This is a genomic window from Lactonifactor sp. BIOML-A5 (assembly GCF_009677585.1).
Classification (GTDB): domain Bacteria; phylum Bacillota; class Clostridia; order Lachnospirales; family Lachnospiraceae; genus Lactonifactor.
On record NZ_WKYV01000001.1, the window covers coordinates 45662 to 66147 of the forward strand.

Annotated in this window: 19 protein-coding genes; 2 read left to right on the forward strand and 17 right to left on the reverse strand. The window is 45.4% G+C overall.

The window, feature by feature from the left end; genetic code table 11:
- Positions 1 to 9 precede the first annotated feature (9 nt).
- On the reverse strand, positions 10 to 1092 hold the full coding sequence (locus GKG41_RS00240; protein WP_072854222.1) for a TRAP transporter substrate-binding protein: 1083 nt from the start codon (positions 1090 to 1092) through the stop codon (positions 10 to 12).
- 310 nt (positions 1093 to 1402) lie between these two features.
- Here GKG41_RS00240 and GKG41_RS00245 point away from each other — a divergent pair, with 310 nt between their 5' ends.
- Together GKG41_RS00245 and GKG41_RS00250 are read left to right on the forward strand one after the other, a co-directional pair.
- Positions 1403 to 2131 carry a GntR family transcriptional regulator gene (locus GKG41_RS00245; protein ID WP_072854221.1) on the forward strand — a complete coding sequence of 243 codons (729 nt, stop codon included), beginning with the start codon at positions 1403 to 1405 and terminating at the stop codon, positions 2129 to 2131.
- Positions 2132 to 2250: 119 nt separating this feature from the next.
- Positions 2251 to 2952, forward strand: coding sequence for a GntR family transcriptional regulator (locus GKG41_RS00250; RefSeq protein ID WP_072854220.1), 702 nt, complete (start codon positions 2251 to 2253; stop codon positions 2950 to 2952).
- Between the two features lie 50 nt (positions 2953 to 3002).
- Here GKG41_RS00250 and GKG41_RS00255 read toward each other — a convergent pair whose 3' ends face one another.
- From GKG41_RS00255 to GKG41_RS00330, 16 genes are all read right to left on the reverse strand, one after another.
- Positions 3003 to 4187 (reverse strand): peptidase dimerization domain-containing protein, encoded by a 1185-nt coding sequence (locus GKG41_RS00255; protein WP_154256288.1) that lies wholly within the window; start codon positions 4185 to 4187, stop codon positions 3003 to 3005.
- Complete coding sequence (locus GKG41_RS00260) at positions 4187 to 4729, reverse strand: GNAT family N-acetyltransferase (RefSeq protein WP_154256290.1); 543 nt, start codon at positions 4727 to 4729, stop codon at positions 4187 to 4189. The genes GKG41_RS00255 and GKG41_RS00260 overlap by 1 nt, the downstream gene beginning before the upstream one ends.
- A gap of 78 nt (positions 4730 to 4807) precedes the next feature.
- A complete protein-coding gene (locus GKG41_RS00265; RefSeq protein WP_154256292.1) occupies positions 4808 to 6904 on the reverse strand; it encodes an acetate--CoA ligase family protein in 2097 nt (698 codons plus the stop codon).
- Between the two features lie 21 nt (positions 6905 to 6925).
- Entirely contained in the window at positions 6926 to 7468 is a 543-nt protein-coding gene (locus tag GKG41_RS00270) for a 2-oxoacid:acceptor oxidoreductase family protein (protein WP_072854216.1), read from the reverse strand.
- A 3-nt stretch (positions 7469 to 7471) separates the two neighbouring features.
- Positions 7472 to 8206 (reverse strand): thiamine pyrophosphate-dependent enzyme, encoded by a 735-nt coding sequence (locus GKG41_RS00275; RefSeq protein ID WP_072854215.1) that lies wholly within the window; start codon positions 8204 to 8206, stop codon positions 7472 to 7474.
- Between the two features lie 2 nt (positions 8207 to 8208).
- On the reverse strand, positions 8209 to 9270 hold the full coding sequence (vorB, locus tag GKG41_RS00280) for a 3-methyl-2-oxobutanoate dehydrogenase subunit VorB (protein WP_072854214.1): 1062 nt from the start codon (positions 9268 to 9270) through the stop codon (positions 8209 to 8211).
- Positions 9271 to 9282: 12 nt separating this feature from the next.
- Positions 9283 to 9480 (reverse strand): 4Fe-4S dicluster domain-containing protein, encoded by a 198-nt coding sequence (locus GKG41_RS00285; RefSeq protein WP_072854213.1) that lies wholly within the window; start codon positions 9478 to 9480, stop codon positions 9283 to 9285.
- Positions 9481 to 9511: 31 nt separating this feature from the next.
- On the reverse strand, positions 9512 to 10765 hold the full coding sequence (locus tag GKG41_RS00290; protein WP_072854212.1) for an MFS transporter: 1254 nt from the start codon (positions 10763 to 10765) through the stop codon (positions 9512 to 9514).
- A 95-nt stretch (positions 10766 to 10860) separates the two neighbouring features.
- Positions 10861 to 12009, reverse strand: a complete 1149-nt coding sequence (locus GKG41_RS00295; RefSeq protein ID WP_072854211.1) for a Glu/Leu/Phe/Val dehydrogenase dimerization domain-containing protein — start codon at positions 12007 to 12009, stop codon at positions 10861 to 10863.
- 215 nt (positions 12010 to 12224) lie between these two features.
- Positions 12225 to 12983: an IclR family transcriptional regulator gene (locus GKG41_RS00300; protein ID WP_072854210.1), complete on the reverse strand. Its 759-nt coding sequence runs from the start codon at positions 12981 to 12983 to the stop codon at positions 12225 to 12227.
- A gap of 105 nt (positions 12984 to 13088) precedes the next feature.
- Positions 13089 to 14234, reverse strand: a complete 1146-nt coding sequence (locus GKG41_RS00305; protein WP_243140969.1) for a Glu/Leu/Phe/Val dehydrogenase dimerization domain-containing protein — start codon at positions 14232 to 14234, stop codon at positions 13089 to 13091.
- A gap of 22 nt (positions 14235 to 14256) precedes the next feature.
- Positions 14257 to 15225, reverse strand: coding sequence for a threonine/serine dehydratase (locus GKG41_RS00310; RefSeq protein ID WP_154256294.1), 969 nt, complete (start codon positions 15223 to 15225; stop codon positions 14257 to 14259).
- Entirely contained in the window at positions 15226 to 16230 is a 1005-nt protein-coding gene (locus GKG41_RS00315) for a threonine/serine dehydratase (protein WP_072854208.1), read from the reverse strand.
- A gap of 230 nt (positions 16231 to 16460) precedes the next feature.
- Complete coding sequence (locus GKG41_RS00320; protein WP_072854207.1) at positions 16461 to 17102, reverse strand: orotate phosphoribosyltransferase; 642 nt, start codon at positions 17100 to 17102, stop codon at positions 16461 to 16463.
- Between the two features lie 166 nt (positions 17103 to 17268).
- Positions 17269 to 19236 (reverse strand): NlpC/P60 family protein, encoded by a 1968-nt coding sequence (locus tag GKG41_RS00325; protein ID WP_154256296.1) that lies wholly within the window; start codon positions 19234 to 19236, stop codon positions 17269 to 17271.
- Between the two features lie 159 nt (positions 19237 to 19395).
- On the reverse strand, positions 19396 to 20361 hold the full coding sequence (locus tag GKG41_RS00330) for a TIM barrel protein (protein WP_139249513.1): 966 nt from the start codon (positions 20359 to 20361) through the stop codon (positions 19396 to 19398).
- Positions 20362 to 20486 lie beyond the last annotated feature (125 nt).

Sequence of the window (20486 nt, forward strand, 5' to 3'; positions counted from 1 at the left end):
CCACCTCTTCTACTTAGATGACTGAATCTTTTCAACCAGTTCTTTGTTCAGATTTAAGCTGTCTAACTGATCGTATACAGCATTTGCAGCTTCCTGCCATACAGCTTTGTCAACCTCTGTAACTGTTACGCCGGCGTCCTTCATTGTCTGAATTGCTTCTTTATTATAGCTGCTGCTGTACTCTCTCTGATAATCCTTTGCTTCTTCTGCTGCTTTGTCAAAGGCTTCTTTCTGTGCGTCTGTGAAGCCATCATACGTGCTCTGTGAAATCATCAGTACGCAGGGAGAATAGAATAAGTCAATCATGGATACATATTTCTGTACTTCATACACCTTGGCAGACTCAATAATCGCAATTGGGTTTTCCTGTCCGTCTACAGTTCCCTGCTGAAGGGCTGTGAAGATTTCACTCCATGCCATAGGAGTTGCAGTAGCGCCCAATGCCTGGTAAGTAGCCATATGTACGTTGTTTTCCATGGTACGAATCTTCATACCTTTTAAATCATCTGGCGTCACGATTTCCTTTTTGTCGTTTGTTACTTCACGGAATCCGTTTTCCCAGAAACCAACTCCTTTGATTCCCTGGCTGTCCAACTGACCCAGAAGAGAGGTTCCAACTTCTCCGTCCAGTACCTTATAAGCCTGTTCTTCATTTTCGAATAAGTAAGGAAGGTCAAGAACTGCGAAGTCAGATACAAAGTTTGGTATCGGACCGGTAGAAATCAGGCACATTTCCTGTACTCCCATCCCTACGTTTTCCATCATATCTCTTTCATTGCCCAGCTGAGAGTTGGGATAGATATCCAGTGTCATCTCGCCGTCGCTGTATTCTTCCAGTAATTTCTGCATTTCCTGCAGACCTTTTACGTAGTGACCTTCAGGAGCTGTGGTTGTACCCACTTTTAATCGCACGGTTGCACTGTCGGCTCCCAGCATAGTATCTTCGCCGCCCTCAGTATCTGTACTTGCAGTACTGCTGGAAGACTGCGTATTAGAAGAATCTGTGCTTCCTCCCTCGCTCTTGTTTCCGCAGGCAGTCATAGTTCCTACTAATGCCACTGTTAAAAGTGCTGCTAAAATCTTGTTTTTCATATCCAATCTCCTTTTTCTCAATTCATTTGTTATCCGTTAAACATCTGATGTTTTATGTATATCATTTATCGCCTGATTTGTCAACGGTTTTGCCATAATTTTTCAAGATTTATATGCACTTTGTCAAATTTGCATAAAGATATGCAAGTAATATTATGCATAATATCTTATATCTAATATTTGACGTATGATGAATATTCATGTTAAAATATTATCAACTATTAAAATATTTAAGCGCTGCTTACGAATATCTAATGGTTGTGGGACTAACTATCTATATGTATTGGGATGGAGGACGGGAGGTGAAAAAATGAGCAATTTATTCGAAGCAAGCAAGCGTGAATCCGCGGTAGACCTTGTAGTAAACAGCATTAAGCAGCTTCTCATGGAGAGGACCTTAAAGCCGGGGGATAAGCTTCCCAGTGAACTGGAGATATCGGAAGACTTAAGTGTCAGCCGGGGTTCTGTCAGAGAGGCTATGAAGATCCTTTCCGCCTTTGGTCTCGTGGATATACGGGTGGGGAACGGAACCTATGTCTGCGAAACACCGGGAAATACGATTATGGATTCTCTTCTATTTAGTTTTTTTGTATCGAATCCGGATATCGAAAATTTATATGAGTTCCGTCATATTTTCGAAAATGATATTCTATCCATGATTCTGGAGCACTACGATGAGAATGGCAAAGAGAGAAAAGCACTCCGCGACAATCTGGATGAACTGGAGGGGATGATAGCGAAAGGGTCTTCTGACAAAAAACTTTCCGAGAACGATTTAGAATTTCATAGACTTTTGGGACAGGCCTCCAGGAATCTGCTGGCAGAACGGGTTTATAATTTTATTATTGATTTTATGGAACCTTCCATCGCGGCAACCCATAAAGGGCAAAACGGGGAAATCGTATATAAAATACACCGTGATATTGTTGAATTGATAGAACTAAGAGATGCCGCAAGGATTGATGAAGCGATTACGAACTCTGTAGATACCTGGTCTATCCTGCAGCCGTCCTCGGCAATGAACCCCTGGAGAGAATAAGCACAAAACAAGGACAGGAAAATAACAACCTGTCCTTATTTTGTGCCTATTTGTTTGACGTATAATGGTTTTTTTGGTAAAATTAGTATTATTGATTAAAATCGGAGTGGGATGAAGCTATGAGTAATTTGTTTGAGGCTAGTAAAAGGGAGTCTGCCGTAGATGTTGTGGTTAACAGCATCAAGCAGCTATTGATGGAACGGCGTCTGAAACCAGGAGATAAGCTCCCTAATGAGCTGGAGATTTCTGAGGGGTTAGGAGTAAGCCGCGGTTCTGTAAGAGAAGCCATGAAGATTCTGTCAGCATTTGGACTGGTAGATATCAGAGTGGGCAATGGCACTTATGTATGTGAAACACCTGGAAATGGATTGATGGATTCGCTGCTGTTCAGCTTTTTTGTATCAAATCCTGACATTTCTAATCTTTATGAATTTCGAAAGGTATTTGAAACAGATATACTGGAACTAATTCTGGATCATTACGACGATAATGCCCTGGAAAGAAAGGAAATTGCAGATAATCTGGAAGATCTGAGAGTGCTCATTGAGAGCAAGGCTCCCCAATCCAGAATCACACAGAACGATCTGGAGTTTCACCGGCTTTTGGGTCTGGCCTGTCACAATCAGATTGCCGCCAGGATCTATGCATTTGTCATGGACTTTATGCAGGCCTCTATCACTAATACCCATAAACACCAGAACGGAGAGTATGTGTATAATACCCATATGGAGGTGTACCGGGTAATAGAAAGCAGAGACAGCAGCCGGATTGATGAGGTAGTGAATAAAACTGTGGAAGTATGGTACAAGCTTCAGGATTAAAAGAACAAGCCTGTTCAGCCGGCTAATCAGTCAGCTGAACAGGCTCTTTTTTAGAGATGTCTGTATTCCCGGTGGTCTTTCTTAATCTGATCAAACAACTCCTGTTCTGTTGCCATTCGGTACATCAGCATACTCAGAATCAGAGCAGAATCCTTCATTCCCTGATACGCCTGGGGCGTCTGAAGAAGCTCTGCAAACTTCTTGTCATGAAGTACAATTTCCTTATGGCCGTTGGTAATATCCACCATTGGATGGAATACAGGAATCTTTACGTCAACGTTGCCCGCGTCAGAGGAACCTGCCGGCTTATCCGGTATGATGCTGTCTCTGCCTGTCAGGGCAAATAGCTCCTGCAGAAAATGCGCTTTGAATTCGTTGCAGAACATCTCGCCGTAATCCGGATAGCGCTGCTGGATCTCAAAGGTGGTGTCGGTACACATACAGGCCCCCTCCACGCACCGTTCAGCCTTGGCATTCAGATCGTGCAGGCCGTCCAGAGTCGCAGAACGGAAATAATAGTCCAGAGTAACCTTTTCGGGCACTACGTTCGGTGCATCTCCCCCATACTCTACGATTCCATGGAGCTGACAATCCGGAGTGATGTGCTGTCTCCACATATCCATGGCATCCATATAGATCCTTGCCGCATTCAGAGCGTTTCTGCCTTCTACCGGTGATGCAGAGGCATGACTGGCCTTTCCATGGAAAGTAATATAGCGGTCATTGGACGCCAAAACTTTGAAAAATGCCTGATTCTCATTATTCATATGGGCCATGGCTGCAAATTCATAGCCGTCAAATCCGCCGTTATCCGTGATTATAATCTTACCGCCCACAAATTCTTCCCCCGGTGTTCCCATAAGGTCCACACGGATAGGCAGCTCTTTGTACGCCTCGTTCACAGCCAGTCCCGCCAGAACGCTGGAGGCACAGCTCAGAGAATGGCCGCATGCATGCCCAACCTCCGGAAGCGCGTCGTATTCACACATAAGCACAGCTTTCTTTCCCTCATAGTTCAGCCGATCCTTATGTACTGCCAGAAAGGAATTGGGCATACCGGCATAAGGTGTTGTTACCTCATATCCCTGTGATTTGAGGAATTCTACAATGTAGGCACAGGAGTTCACTTCCTCCCCGCTAATCTCCGGATGCGTGGTCAGGTAGTCTGCCAGAGCTTTGCATTTCTCAAAATAGATCTCTATCTGCTGCTGAATTCGTTCTCTTCCATCTTCCATTATCTTTCCTCCTGTTCTAAATGTTTTTCCATAAAGATACGGTCTAGGCCCTCGTACTTTATCATCCGATCCACCTGGCGGTAGCCCGCCTTTAAAAAATTCTCGTAACTGTGCTTATTGTCCGGCGAAACAGTTCCTAAAATAGTCCTTTTGCCGTTCTGTCTGCATATCCCGCACATAATTTCTTCCAGAATGTTCTGAATCCCATTTCCTCTGTACTCCGGATGGATATACGTATCCACATAATCCGCACATTCCTCCAGCATCTTGCCTGTGTACCTCCGATCCACCCCATATTCTACATCCCTGAGGGTACACAAAAGGCATCCGATAACCCTTCCGCGAATCAGGGCTACAAGACCAAACCCATCCTCTATGGCTTTTATAAAATCCTTCCGTTCCGCCTGTGCAAATAATGCCTTATTCTCCAGCTGTTCCCAAACAAACTCCCGAAGTCTCATAGCTTCCTCTATCCGGTCCCAGGTCAGCATGCCGATTTCCATATACTCATTTTTTTTCGGTAAAAAAACTTCGTCTATCATTTTCACTCTCCGCTTCGGGCAAGCCCATCCTACTTTCTACTCAAAACGGGGCATCCCCACATGCCCCGTTTTTCTAACTTATTTCTCGTATTTAACAATCAGTGCGTCAGCTACCCCTACACCCTCACCTTCCGGATAAACAAAGATTGGATTGATATCCAGCTCTTTGAGTTCATCTTTATTTTCACTTGCATATTTGGAAATGCCAACAATTGTGTCGCAGAGGGCATCAATGTCACAAGGCTGGCTTCCCCTGTATCCAGTGAGAAGTTTAAAGGATTTCAGTGACTTAAGCATCTCCAGAGCTTCCTCATGGTTCAGTGGCGCAGGATACAGAGCAACATCTTTGAACAGTTCTACAAAGACTCCGCCCATTCCAACCATAATCATAGGACCAAACTGAGGATCGTTATTTACTCCGATAATCATCTCCACGCCTGCCTTCAGCATTGGGGAGATCAAGATACCATTAATTTTGGCATCGGGCCGTTTAGCTGTAACGCTTTCCATAATTTCATTGTAGGCCTTTGTCACTGCTTCTTCCCCGCTGATATTCAGTTTAACACCGCCCACATCGCTCTTGTGCAGGATATCGGCAGACTCAATCTTCATGGCAAAGGGCGTATCTTTACCTTTTGTAAAGGCAATGGCCTCCTCCAGAGAGGCGGCAATGATTGCCTTCGGTACAGCTACTCCGTACTGTTCCAGTTCTTTTTTACTGTTAAACTCAGACAATGCATAGGAGTTTTTGGAAGCAGGCTTTCCAGGAGCCAGTTCCAGAGTTTTCGTCTCTGCATGATATTCAATAAAGTCAGAGAGATAGCGGAGCAGCTTAAAGGCATATACCGTCGGCGGCAGAATTGGTACTCCTATTTCAAACAGCTTAGTGCTGTATTCTGGATTTCTTGTGTTTTCTGCAAAGGGCAGAAGTGCGATAGGCTTACAGTTGCCTTCTTTCACCACTTTTTCAATTCCTTTGTACATATAGTGTATCGCGGGATCTGCGATTTCCAGCAGCAGGGTATAGCCAACCAGAACCATTCCGATATTCGGATCCCTCATAACTGTTCTGAGGGCCTCCGCGAATAAATCTTCATCATATGACAAGGTTGCCGTCATATCCAGAGGATTATTGGGTGTGGCATAGCTGGGAAGCTGCTCCTTTAAACTTGCCAGCGTCTCTGGCTCAAAATCCGGGAATTCCAGGTTATACTGACTTCCCACGTCTGCGCAGATACCGGTTTCTCCCCCTGACAGGCTCATGGAAGTAAAGGTTGCCTTTTCAGGAATAGAAGGCATGGTAGCCATCATGGATGACATTGCCATTAATTCTTCCAAATCATCTACACGGATAGCGCCGAATTTTTTGAGCACCGCATCAAAGGACTTATCTGAACCTGCAAGGCTTCCTGTGTGGGAAGCTGCAATGGCACCGCCCTTCGCGCTTCTTCCTGTCTTCAAAATAATCACAGGTTTTTTCTTCTGCGCAGCTTTCTTCAGCACAGCTGCGAATTTCTCAGTGTTTTTTACACCCTCGATATAAATGCTGACTACCTTTGTATTCTCATCATCTACCAGATAGTCCATATAGTCTTCCATCTGCACCGCTTTTCCGTTTCCTGCGGAGATGCAGTAGGAAAAACGCATGGACGGACACTCCATGAGGGACAGGCAGAGCTGACCGCTCTGTGACACAACGCCTACGCTTCCTTTTCTGTCTCTCTTCTCAGAGATAAAAGCAAATGCCTGCACATCATCAATGTAATTGACAAACCCTGCACAGTTCGGACCCATAATTGCAATGCCAAGTTCTTCCCCAGTTTCGATGAGTTCTTTCTCATTGGCGCGGCCTTCGTCTGTTCCCACCTCGCCGTATCCGCTGGCAAATACTACAGCACCGCCCACACCTTTTTTAGCCCCGTCCCTGAGAAGCGGAACAACTGTTTTCTGAGAGGTACAGATAATCATCAGATCCACTGTGTCCTCAATGTCTAATATACTCTTGTGGCACGGTACGCCAAATACCTGGTCACGCTTCGGGTGTACAAAGTACACCCGGCTTCTGTCTTTTACATAAGTTAATATATTACGGCAAACGTCTCCGCCAAAGCCTTCTTTTTCGCTTGCTCCGATGACAGCCACTGACTTTGGTTTTAAAAGTTTCGTTAAATCCATTTTTTTACCCCCGGCGATTTCTTATTTTACTTCTGCTCCCTTTTCAAAGCACTGCGCGTTCTTGGGATTGTTCTTGCCTTTTTTCGCAAAGAAAGAATCAATCGCTTCTCTCAGATACTCTGCGGTAAATACGTCACTGTTGGAGGCCAGTGCTCCTAACATCACGATATTGGCTCCTCTGGGATTTTCCAGCTCTTTTGCGATATCGGTTGCAGCAACCTTCACTACTTTGATATCATCCCGGTAGGTACGGTCGTCCGGCACGATAGAAGAATTTACCAGTAGAAGTCCCCCTGGTTTCAGTCTCCCTTCAAACTTGTCGATAGCCGGACCATTCATTGTGAGAACGATATCCGGATGCTTACATACAGGACTTGCAATCTGTTCTTCCGGTGTTTCACTGATCTTCACCGCGCAGTTGGCAGTTCCCCCGCGCATCTCTGAACCGTAAGAAGGATAGAACAATACGTTTTTCCCCTGTTCCATGCCAGCATTAATTAATAACATTCCGGCAGTTAATACACCCTGGCCGCCGAAGCCTGCACAAATAATCTCTGTTGCCATTGCCTATTCCTCCTTTTTATCCTTGAACTCACCCAGCGGGAAGTATTTCACCATCTCGTTAGAAATTCTTTCCACACTCTTAACCGGTGTCATATTTAAGTTGGTTGGACATGGAGACAATAATTCTACCAGGCAGAATCCCTCTCCGGCCATATGTTTTTCAAAGGCTTTCCGAACCATTTTTTTGGATTTGTTAATATTTGCAGGATCTGAAAGCGCTCCTCTGGAAAGGTATGCAATGTCCAGACCGCTGAATGCATCTACAATGTTAAAGGGCATGCCGCACTTCTTCGGATCCTTGCCTCTCGGGGTAGAAGTAGTCTTCTGGCCCGGAAGGGAGGTAGGAGCACACTGTCCTCCTGTCATTCCGTATAAACTATTATTGATAACAATCGCTACCACATTGTCGTTGCGGATTGCTGTATGCATAGTTTCTGCCATGCCGATGGAGTATGCGGCACCGTCTCCGATATATGCCATAACAGGATTCTCAGGACGGACTTTTTTAACGCCTACTGCCGTTGCAATGGGACGTCCGTGTGCCGCCATAATGGTGTCAAATCTCCAGGAATCAATATTTAAAGAGCCGCAGGCAACGTCTACAATTGCCAGCAATTTTTCGCTTAATCCCATCTCTTCCATAACTTCTGCAATGATGCGCACAGCCAGACCATGGCCGCATCCCGGACAGAAGCCGCTCTGGGTAAATGTAACGGTATCAGGAGCTTTTAACTTCATAATTATGCCTCCTCCTTTTCTACATCTTTCAGCATCTGCTCGATTTTAGCAATGATGCCTTCTGTTTCCGGTATCTCGAAAATAGATCCAAAGTGGTCTACCGGGAATTTTCCGCCGGTTGCCAGCTTCACGTCATCTACCATCTGTCCCAGAATGTTCATCTCTACCGTAAGGAATGCTTTCGCATTCTTGGCCTCTTCGAACGCTTTTACAGGATAGGGGTATAAGGTGATGAGCCGGATTAAACCAACCTTCAGTCCTTTTTCTCTTGCCACCTGTACAGCCTCCCGGCATACACGGGAGCTGATTCCAAAGGCAACCAGAACTACCTCTGCGTCATCCACCATGATATTTTCATAGAGCTGCTCTTCTGCTTCCATCGCAGAATATTTGTCTCTCAGATAATCTTCATAATCCGGATTGGTGTAATAGATATTCTGAATCTTGCGCTGCTCATCGCCTTTTTTGCACCCTTTGATAGACCAGTCAAATTTGTCAATATCATGATCCACAAATTCTGGAATCTCTACTGCTTCAATCATCTGTCCGATGGCCGCATCAGAGGCGACGATAACCGGATGGCGGTATTTTTCAGACAGATCAAATGCCTTGTAGATCAAGTCTGCATTTTCCTGTACGGAAGCCGGTGCCAATACGATAGTACGATAGTCACCATGTCCGCCCCCTCTTGTTAACTGCCAGTAATCTCCCTGGCCCTGAGCGATATCCCCAAGACCTGTTCCGATTCTCATTACATCTACGATAACTGCCGGCAGATCTGCCGCTACCAGATAGGAGATACCCTCCTGTTTCAGGGAAAATCCCGGGCCCGAAGACGTTGTGAGTGCTCTGGCTCCGGCTGCCGCTGCCCCCAGTACCATATTGATACCGGCCAGCTCAGATTCAGCCTGAATAAATTCTCCTCCCACGTCCTCCATTCTCCAGGAGAGATATTCCAGAATCTCTGTCTGAGGAGTAATGGGATATCCACTATAAAATCTACAGCCTGCTGCCAGTGCGGCTTCAGCAAGGGCTTCATTTCCTTTCATTAATACCTTAGCCATAATATACCTCCATTATCGTATTTCAAATACATAGTCAGGGCATACCCGGTAGCAAGAACCGCAGCATACACATTTTTCTTCATCAACTTCTATGGTGTTATAACCCTTTTCATTCACGTGCTCGGATACGCTGATGGCATCCTTTGGACAGGCGTTGATGCAGTAGCCACATCCTTTGCAGCGCACTGTGTTCGTATAAACTTTTTCCATATGGCATTCCTCTCTTTATTCTGATTTAAACTCACTCAGCACTTGCTGATTTCTGATTTTTTTTGTTCCTGATGTAGATATACATTGCCAGAATTGCTCCTACGATAGCACTTGCAGCCAGGAAACCAAAGATTCTTGTATATCCGTCTGCTCCGTATTTATCCAGCCAGCTTCCAAACATTGTGGAATAGATAGAGTCAGGCATATAACCGATGATAGAAGCAATACCAATTGCCGTTCCAGTCATCATACGGGGGATTCCCGCCTCGCTCATAATGGAGAAGATAACTCCGTACATCATCATTGCAAAGGCACCTGGAATCAGAGTATAAAGGCTGACCGCCGTGGGGCTCATTCCGCTGGGCAGTAAGAGTACGCCTGCGAAGAGCGCCGCTAAAATTACCAGGGCACAGGTTAACCACTTGGCAGTGGATTTGAATACTTTATCTGCGATAAGACCGCCTACGGGTGACAGAAGCAGAAGCACATAGCTTCGGATAATGGTTATAGCTCCTGAACTTGATGCGGACATTCCCTTTACTTCTGTAAGATAAGGAGTAAAGAAGGATGTGTTTGCAAAAATACCGTACGCGCAGAATATAGTAATGGATGCAATCCATACAATTGGGTTCTTCAGAAGTTTTCCAACATCGCCCATCTTAAACTTACTGTCTTCGCCCTCACTCGCCGTATGAGCGCCTGCCTTGCTGTCCATCAGGAACATCAGGAGAACTGCGGCTACAACGGCAACCGTACCGCCTGTCACTACAGCCCGGAAGAATCCGGTAACGATCTCATCTTTTGCTGTATTATAAGCAAATAATGACAGAGACTGTGTCAGAGCGCCTGCAAGTCCGTTACAGGCATAATAAAGCCCGTACATAAATCCCTGTTCCTCTTCCGTTCCGATAATACGGACCGCCTTCATCAGAGATGACCAGAATATGAAAGCTGTGGAGAAGGATAATCCCAGCCAGATGACCAGTGCAATCTTATAATCAAAGGTAAATGCGTAGATATAGCATAGACCTGCTGTTGCCAGAAGCGAGACTACCAAAGCCTTCTTAGGCGAAATTTTATCGGCTAAGATGCCGCCCGGTATGTATAAAATCATATTTCCGATCGTGTACATTGTAAGCAGAATTCCGGTCTGGGTATTTGAAATTCCCATAGCTGCAACCTGTGCGTCATAATACACGTACTTGATATACGGTAAAAAGTAAATAGCACCACCAGCGAGGCCGAGAGCAGCAACCGTCAAATATTTTCTTAATTTAGAATTCATAGAAGACCTCCTTCATGAGTTGTCTTATGTTCATGATACAGTTACGGGGTGCCCGCTGCTTGCCGTGACACCCCTTTATTCACATTTTTTAAATTTTAGTTGTCTGGAGTATCGGATTTGTCTGGTGTAAAGATTTCTTTTGCAATGTCTCTTGTAAATCTTCCGGTCTCTTTTGCCTTTTCAAATACTAATCTTGTATTCTTGCGGATCAGTCTTTCTGTATCATCAACGATTTCCTGTGGAACCTTATCACAGATGCCGAAGATAACTACTTCATAGATTCGGATTCCGCCTAAGTTGGATACGAAGTCAACCGCTACGTCAATGCCTTTCTCGCGAAGGATTTCATCTGCTTCCGGAGTTGTAGGAATGTTGGCAGCTTCTACCACCAGGGAGGCCTTTACCTTGTCTGCATTATCTTTATTGATAACATCTTCCAGAGCTGCGGGGATGATAATATCTACATCCATCTCTAACCATTGAGAATTAGGCAGTTTCTGATAATTGTCTTCAAAAGCTTCCGGATTCAGTTCGCCTTTGGGAAGTCTTGTCTCTACCAACTTAGGAATATTTAATCCGTCCGGGCAGTACAGAAGCTGATTAACATCGGCAATACCAACTACCTTATATCCCATCTTGTCCAGACAGGTAGCAAGGCTGGCTCCAACACATCCGAATCCCTGGATGATAACTGTAGCTCCCTCTCTGCCTTCCTTGATCTTCCATGCTTCATCTGTGGCAAACGCTACACCGTATCCGGTAATCATATCATACATCTTAAATCCGTCATATGTCATGTCGCATACTTCGTCGTGATTCTTAATTCCCTGCTCAATCTTGGGATCTGCTTTCATGGCTTTTGTCTGTGGTAAGCCAACGCCGATGTCATCCAGGATTCTAAGCACATCTCCGTAGTCAACACCCAGGTCACCGCCGATTGATACGCCTGCATTCAGGTAAGGTGCCATTGCAACCATGAATCTTTCTAATACATCCAGAGCATCCGGTGCTTTATAGTCATAAGCAATACCAGCTTTACATCCGCCTGTTGTCTCTGATTCACAGGCTTTATACTTATACCCCATAGCTGTTGCAAGACGGATAACCTCTTCTTTGGTTACTGTAGGATGCATACGTGTTCCACCACCACAATAATGGTTAACGAAGTTATACATACATAACCACCCTTTTGCATCACTCTCTGTGTCATTCCACTCCACTACGATATACGGTTTGTTTGCCATAAGTAAATCCTCCTTTTATTTTGTTCTTGATTACGGAACAGCGTTCTGGATTTTGGTTAGAAGGAAAACTCGGTTGGCAGTCCGAGTTAAACTGTTTTTGCGTTCCGTAATTAAGAACTTCATTCTGTATTGTGTAACTAGATACTAACACACTTGGTTAATGTTTTCAATATCGAATTGATGCTTTTTTATTTTTTATGAATATTGCACAAATTTTAAAGCCTTTTTTCTATCTCCGCGGCGTATTTCTTAACGACATCTGTAAGTCCGCTTTTTCGCTTTTCCTCAATGCGGAGGGAGGGACCGCTGACGCTGATACCGGCCTCCACTACTCCGTGGCGGTTAAATATGGGCACTCCCACACACTTTATCCCGAATTCGAATTCCATGTTGTCGAAGGCATATCCATTTCTGCGGATCTCTGCCAATTCCTCCTTTAACAGAGCTTTATCCGTAATCGTATAGTCCGTAAGTGCTATTAGCTCTTTACTCAGGTATCTCTCTACCTCGTCCTCAGGGAGATATGCCATCATAGATTTTCCCACACTGGTGCAGTACATTTTAGCGCGCTCTCCCAAAAGGGAGCGCACCGGATGAATGGACTCTGACGGATAAATGGCCTCCAGATAGATCACCTCATCCTCATGGGGTATAGCCAGATATACAATCTCATCCACTTTTTTTACAATCTCCTGCATATAGGGAATGGCAATTTTCGTTATGCTGAAACTGTCTCCCAGAGCACGGCAGAGGGGAAAGATACTGCTTCCAAGATAGTATTTCCCCGTCTCCTCATCCTGCTCCAAGTATTCCATAGCCTTATAGGTTGTTAATATATTATGCACGTTGCTTTTATATAATCCCAACTTTTCACTGATTTCTGTAACACCCAGGGGCTGCTTTTCAGCAAAACAATTCAAAATTTCCAGAGCCTTCTGCAGACTTTTCACTTTAACTTCAGAAGAATCAATCATAGATTACCCATTTCTCCTTTCATCGTTCTCTATCTAAGAACGTCTTTAAGCAAATTATAGAGCATAATTACTATTTCGGCAAGTGGGTATCTTATCTTATGTCTTCTATATCTCCGGCATATCCTGGATATCCGGTTCAAAGAGCTTCATAGCAGACTCTCTGGCATAGATTCCTTCTTCTACAGCTGCTTTCATCAGTTTACCTGCATTCCTTCTGCACAGGGCCTCCCCTTCTCTCAAAACAGTATTTAATTCCGGTTCAACCACACCAAAGAATACGGCATCATAAAACCATGCCTCTGACAGGTTTGCTGTAAAATCACAAATAAGATAAATTCCCTTGTTCTTTAATATTTTATCTGCCTCCGGTGAAACAGGAATATTAGCCCCCTCCACCAGCAGTTTTGCGCGCACTCGCTCTGCGTTATCTTTATGTATCACATTGTCCAAAGCCGCGGGGATCAGGATATCGCACTCCTGCTCCACCCACTGTTCTGTGGGCATAATTTGATAGGTTTCCGGTAATTTTGTCAGATCCAGTTCCCTATGACCTCTCTTAAGATCATATAGTAGCTCTGTATCCAGACCGTCTTTGCAGTACACACATACTTTTGAGTCTGCCATTCCTACCACCTTATGGCCAAACTGCTGTATCTTTTTAGCAATGGCAGATCCTACACGGCCCATGCCCTGGATTACAACTGCTGCACTATCTTCCGTATCCGGAAGATAGCTCCATGCCTCATCTGCGGCGCAGGCCACCCCATATCCCGCGATGACATCATTGATCGGCCTGCCGTCAACGGTAAGATCCAGCATCTTATTATACGCCTGCATGTTCTTCTCAATCCGGGGATCTGCAGCCATACTTTTAGTCAGCGGCATCTCAAATCCAAATTCCCGGAACACTTCCAGCATATCCCCGTATTTGGTACCCAGATCCCCTCCCAGAGATACTCCGGCCTTTATATATGGCATCATGGCTATCAGATACCGGCGCAGCACAGCTCTGGCATCCGGTGCCTTGCTGTCATAGGCAATCCCCCCCTTACAGCCGCCACAGTACTGGGATTCACATGCCTTGTATTTATATGCCATGGTCTTGGCCAGGCGTTCTACCTCCCGAAGTGTTACGCAAGGATGCATACGTATCCCTCCTCCGGTATAGCCTTTCACAAAATTATGAACCACCATCCATCCTTTGGCATTCGTCTCCGTATCATTCCATTCCACTGTCAAATATGGTTTCATTTCTTACTAAGCTCCTTTGCCTTTATTCGTATGTTTCTTCACAAATTTTACAAAATTTGTCCAAATCAATATCCCCGCCTGTAATCAGGCAGAGTACTTTTTTGCCCTTTAATTCCTCATGTTCCTCGAACAGGGCGCCCAGGCAGGTAGCCGATGCTCCCTCAATCATAAAATGGTGCTTAGAAGCCATCCATTGAATTCCCTCTCTGGTGGTTCTCTCATCCACCACAAAAATATCATCCACACAGGTCAGTGCAAGCTCCACATTGGGCCAAGTAATCGCTCCCTCCAGTCCGTCTGCACAGGTAGGCAGAAATGGACATGAATTGTCCAGGCGCTTTTCATGGAAGGATTTAAGCCATGGCGCAGAGGTATTGGTCTGTAAGCCATACACCTTTATCTCTGGGTTCATAGCCTTGGCTGCAATAGCCACGCCGCACAAGAGTCCGCCTCCTCCGGTAGGCACTAAAATCGCATCAAAGTCTCCCTTTTCCAGCAGACATTCTATGGCAACTGTCCCTTGCCCTGCAATTGTCTCAGGACTCTCATAGGCATGTATAAACTTCCTGCCGGTCTCCCTTGCGATTTCATAGGCCTTTTTCTCAGCCTCCTCATAATTTGGACCATATACCACCAATTCAGCTCCGTACTTTAGAGCCCCCTCACGTTTATTCATGGGCGTGGATTCCGGAACACACACAACCGCAGAGGTTCCTCTGAGCCTGGCCCCGTAAGCTACTGCCTGAGAGTGATTTCCGGCCGAAGCCGCCACTACCCCTTTCTTTACCTCCTCCCCCCTCAGAGACATCATATTGTTCATAGCCCCCCGTATCTTATAGGCTCCAATGGACTGGAGATTATCCATCTTAAACCACACTTCGCTTCCGGTTCGATCAGATGTGGGCTTTGAGTATATCAGGGGCGTTTTCATAATATAGGGTTGTATCAGCGCATATGCCTCAACAATATCTTTCATTGATACCTGTATCAATTATGCCACCTCCCCCTTTGATTTTCCTTCTTTCTGCCAGGGATAAGACTCCCTGCAAATCTCACAAAAGCGCTCCGGATCAATATTTCCCCCACTGATCAGGCAAAGCACCCTTTTTCCCTGCAGCGCCTCATGCCGCTCAAACAAGGCTCCCAGGCAAGTGGCTGCCGCCCCCTCAATCATTAGGTTATGCATGACAGACATCCACTTAATCCCCTCCCGCAGGCTTTTCTCAGTGACTGCAAATATATCATCCACACAGGTCAGTGCAAGCTCCACATTCGGCCAGCCAATAGCTCCTTCCAGACCATCCGCACAGGTGGGAGCATATGCGCAGTCATTATGCAGCGTCTTTTCATGAAAAGACCGCAGCCAAGGTGCGGACGCTTCCGTCTGAAGTCCGTATACTTTAGTCTCGGGATGTTCGGCTTTGCAGGCAATTGCTGTTCCGCACAGCAGTCCTCCCCCTCCCGTAGGCACTAAAACCGCATCAAAATCCTTCCATTCACGAAAGCATTCCAGCATGACGGTCCCCTGTCCGGCAATAGTTTCCGGCGTCTCATAGGCATGAATAAATTTTCTGCCTGTCTCCCGCGCAACCTCAAAAGCTTTTCTCTCTGCGTCCTCAAAGTGCGGCCCGCATACCAAAAGCTGTGCTCCATATTTCTCAGCCTTTTGCCGTTTTGTCAGAGGCGCATATTCCGGAACGCATACAATAGCCGATGTCTCCATGAGCTTTGCCGCATAGGCGACTGCCAGTGAATGATTCCCCGCAGATGCCGTCACCACACCTCTCTTAAGCTCTTCCGGGCTCAGCTTCAGCATACTGTTCAGAGCACCGCGTATCTTGTGGGCTCCTCCCATCTGCAGGTTTTCCATCTTAAACCATACTTCACTTCCTACCCTCCGGGATGTAGGCTCCGAATATATCATTGGAGTTTTGAACACAAAAGGCTCAATTTGTTCATAAGCATCTTGAATATCTTTCATCCCTACCTCAATCATACTTTACCTCCTCCCCAACGCCGCCCATTCGTTCTTTATGAGTGAACGACGTTCTGCATATTTGAAATTATATCACTATGCAGCATGTTTTACAATATTTAATTAATTCTATCTCCATTTTCGTCAAATAGCCCAAAATCCCAGCCTGATTTTTATTGAAATAGAAAAAGGGGACGTGTACTTTTTAAAAGGTACACGTCCCAAAATAGATCTGCCCTGTCCCCAATTGGTCACAGCTTAGAATATCCGAAGCTGTTCACCATGGCATCTAGTTTTACTCTGTTCCTGCATAAAGGGCATTCCGCGGGTTTATAGCTCTCATAATCCGGAAGATCTTTTTTGGTGAAAATAGTATTTACCTCCACTCCGGCCACCTTAGCTACCGCACTGAAGACGGCAGATACCCCCTGGATAATTCCTCCGTAATATAGAATACTCTCTATACTTTTCTGGAGTGTCTTTCCCGTGGTGATAGAGCCTATCAGAATAACTACATTTTTACCCTTTACCATCGGCTGAAGATTATCCCGAAACATCATCTGCCCATTGTAACTAAATTCAGGTGTTATCACATATATTGTCTGATGGGCATTCATAGAATGAATTCCGGCTTTTGTCAGCTCCTCTGCAAGAAAAGCGCCGATTACCTCCAGCCCGTCCAGACACACGATGGTATCTACTGGTGTGCTCAGTTCATATTTCTGGGCCAAAGCGGATGCTACATTTTCCGCCTCCGCGCAGCGGGTCTTCATTGTTGTCATATCAAAGTAATGGGTGATATGTGACTGAGATGTGGCAAAATGTCCCTGTATCACCTTTAGAGCAATTGCACTGTTGCTTCTGGCATAAATTTTTCGTAATCTTTCTTCCATAGAAACCCTCCCTTTCCAGTTGAAAATTGCACGAACTATTCAAATAATTATGCTTTTATTATACCATTGATACAACAAGAAGTCCAGCAACAGAATTATGTGCGGACAAATAAATAAAAAAGCACAGCAGCCTGCTGATTCAGGCGCTGCGCCTTTTTAAGTTCATTTATTTAGCAAGAAAAACGTTGGCGTATCCAACTCCAAATTCGTTGCACTCGTTGTGATCATTCATAAAGATATCCACATGTCCGTACGGAGTTCCTCTGTCCTCAACCGTAAAGAGCTGTCCATTAATCACCAGCTTGGTGCCGAATGGAATACCTCCCATAGCCACAGTCCGGCCCTGCACCGGCATAGTGCCGCTTGCTGTAGGTCCGCCAGCCCATTGTCCGCTGCAAAGGGAACAATTACAGTATGCGGTCAGCTTAAAGTTACCCAGCAAATCTCCTATCTGATCCGCTGTTGCTGTGGTATATTCCGATGTGGTCTGATCCGCTTTGGCATTCACGAGCTTAATATTCTCAGAATCCGCATCTGATATCACCCGTGTTGCCCACACTGCATGCTCTGTATCTACCGTAGAAATATTGATTCCAGTCTTTCTGGAACCCGCCTGTATAATCTGCCCGTCACCCATATACATTACTACATGATATACCGTTCCGTTCTTAGCATAGAAGATAAGGTCTCCGGGCGCTGCATCCTCCACAGGAATCTGTGTTCCGTACAGAGCCTGTTCTCTGGAGGTTCTCGGCAGAGAGTAGCCAAACTGTGCATAGATACTCTGTACAAATCCGGAACAGTCTGCGCCGTTTGTAAGGCTGGTTCCCCCCCATACATAGGGGTTTCCTAAAAACTGCTGGGCAAACTCTAACATGGACGTACGGATTGCACTTGCAATCATGCCTTCCTTTACAGAGGTTATTGTATAATAGCAGGCTGCATTCTCCTCCGGTTCAATGAGCTGAGTCGCCAGTGCAAACTGTTCTTCCCCAGTCTCCTCTACCTTCTTGGAGGCTTCTTCTCCCTGAAGGAGATATTCTTTCTTGACAAATCCCCTGACATCTTCGGATTCCACATAGACCCAATCCTGATCACTGTCCGCAAGGATATAGCAGAGTGCATCCTTTGCCAACGTTCCCACGATGCGGGAGTCTGTGTTCTTGCCTTCCCTTATATTCAGCTCACTGGCTGTAGAGATAGCGTATACTTTATCTATTACAGTCTGGCGAATGGTAGTTCTTGTATAGGTTAATGCCGGATTGTCGATAGGATCCACAAGTGCCTGTGCCACATGCAGATTTGTTTCCCCTTTTTCTGTCACAAAATTATCTGCCTCTTCATCCATAAGCAGATCTTCCGCTTTTACAAACCCTCTGACAACTCCTGACTCTATGTAAACCCATTCGCTGCCCTCTTCCTGTTTCAGCACATAGCAAAGGCCGTCTTTTTCAATCTCGCCCACCACAATGGGATCTTCCTGGGGCTCTACTTCTGCGTTTTCCCCGTCCTCAGTCTCCATCTCTTCTCCGATTTTGGCAGAATAGATGTCAAGAGCTTCCCTTGCAACTGCGTAATCCTTTTCCACCGTAACAAAGCGGAAAGTATCCTCAATCATAGGAGGAATAATGATCTGCTGCTGGGAAATCAAACCCTGATTAGTGCCGGCCTGAGGATTGGTAATGGTCTCAGAATCCGTCTCAGGAGTCTCCTCCTCTTCCGGTGTCTCGTCTTCCCCGGGAGTTTCCTCCGGTTCTTCCTCTTCCGGTGTCTCAGGATTCTCCTCCGGCTGTTCCGGAAGGGGCTCATCCGGCTCCGGTTCCTCCGGCGTAGGTACATCAGGTTCTTCCGGCACGGGCGGGTCCGGTGCCTCAGGATCCTCAGCAGGCGGTGTTGTTGTCTCCCCTGAACCGGGATTCTGTGTCTGGTCGTCATCTCCGGCCGGAGGTGTAATAGTTGATCCTCCTGTATCGGAACCTGGCGTTGATTGTCCACTCTCACCCTCAGGGTCTATATTAGATTCGTTATTTACATTATTGTCTGGCGCTGCATATACGGCCGTCGCCGGTGTCATCAAAACGCCAGCCAGGCTGGCAGCAAAGATTCTGTTAAGCCATACTTTCCTTTTAAACATCCTTAAGTCCTTTCCTTTGGTTTTTTACTGCTCCCCCTGTTCGTACATTAAAAGGGGGTAGTCCCGGCTTTTAATTATACTTAATACGTATAATATACCATTTTGTGGATTGGAAATCCAGAGAGTTAACAGATTTTTCACATTTCTTCACAATTTATTTTAATGCGAATCCCTTAAAGCATCTGTCTGCAGTCTCAGAAACGCTTCCTGTTCCTGACGGTTTCTTGTTATCAGTTCATGGGTTAGGTACTGAGGTGAAATTCTTTCGATAAGCCTGGACAGTCCCTTTCCTGTAAACGGCTGGTGTCTGTCCACCTGAAAAATATACTCAAATATCTGGCACCAGCGCTCCCAGTAATCCTCCTTTAACTTCGGTATATGGTTCCTGGAAGACTTTACAAATTCTCCTGTAATGGACTGATGAAGGTGGATTCCCTTTATATAGGTAGAAATTCCTTCATTCCTGTCGAGAATTTCGTTTATATAAGCAACCGCCTCATCCTGATTTTTCAGATTAAGATTTGTATTCAGCAGGTGCCCTGTATCTAACATAAAGCCTTTGTTCTTATAGTTGACGCTGTCCAGCAAAAGCCTCGGCATAGCCGGATCCAGAAAATTAAGTCCGGGCCACCACAGGTTTTCCATAAGAAAATCAAAGGTGTATTTTTTTCCATCTAATAAATGATTTATAATTCTTGCTGCTTCTATTATAACTTGTTGATCCGAATAGTCAAACTTGTATGTAAATGCTTCCTTTATTTTCACCTCACATACATGAAATACCACATATTTCGCCCCAATCTCCTGGGCGTAATCCAATTCCTTCGTAAACTTTTCAATCAGACTTCCCGGACTTGTCCCTCCGTAGAACTGCTCTACAATCTCCATGCTGCCGAACTCTTCCAGCAGGCGCTTTTTATTCCCCAGCCAAAGGTCCATCCAGTTCTGGAAGGATGACAGATGCACCCCCTGGATCATATCCTTTGGAATGTCTGCTTCTCCCGGGATTCTCATATATTCAATGCCGTCGCAGCCGTACTGCGTACAGAACTGTCTGAGGTCCTCCATATCCCGGAACCTTTCAAGCTCATCCTGATTATTTGTCATATTTATCGTCGTAATCAAGCTGTCTTTATCTCCTTTATGAATGGAGCGTTATCTCTAACGCTCCATTATTTTGATTATTATATCACTGCACCATTGAAAATACCAGTGTGTGCGCACGAAAGGTTAAAAAATGTACGCCAAAG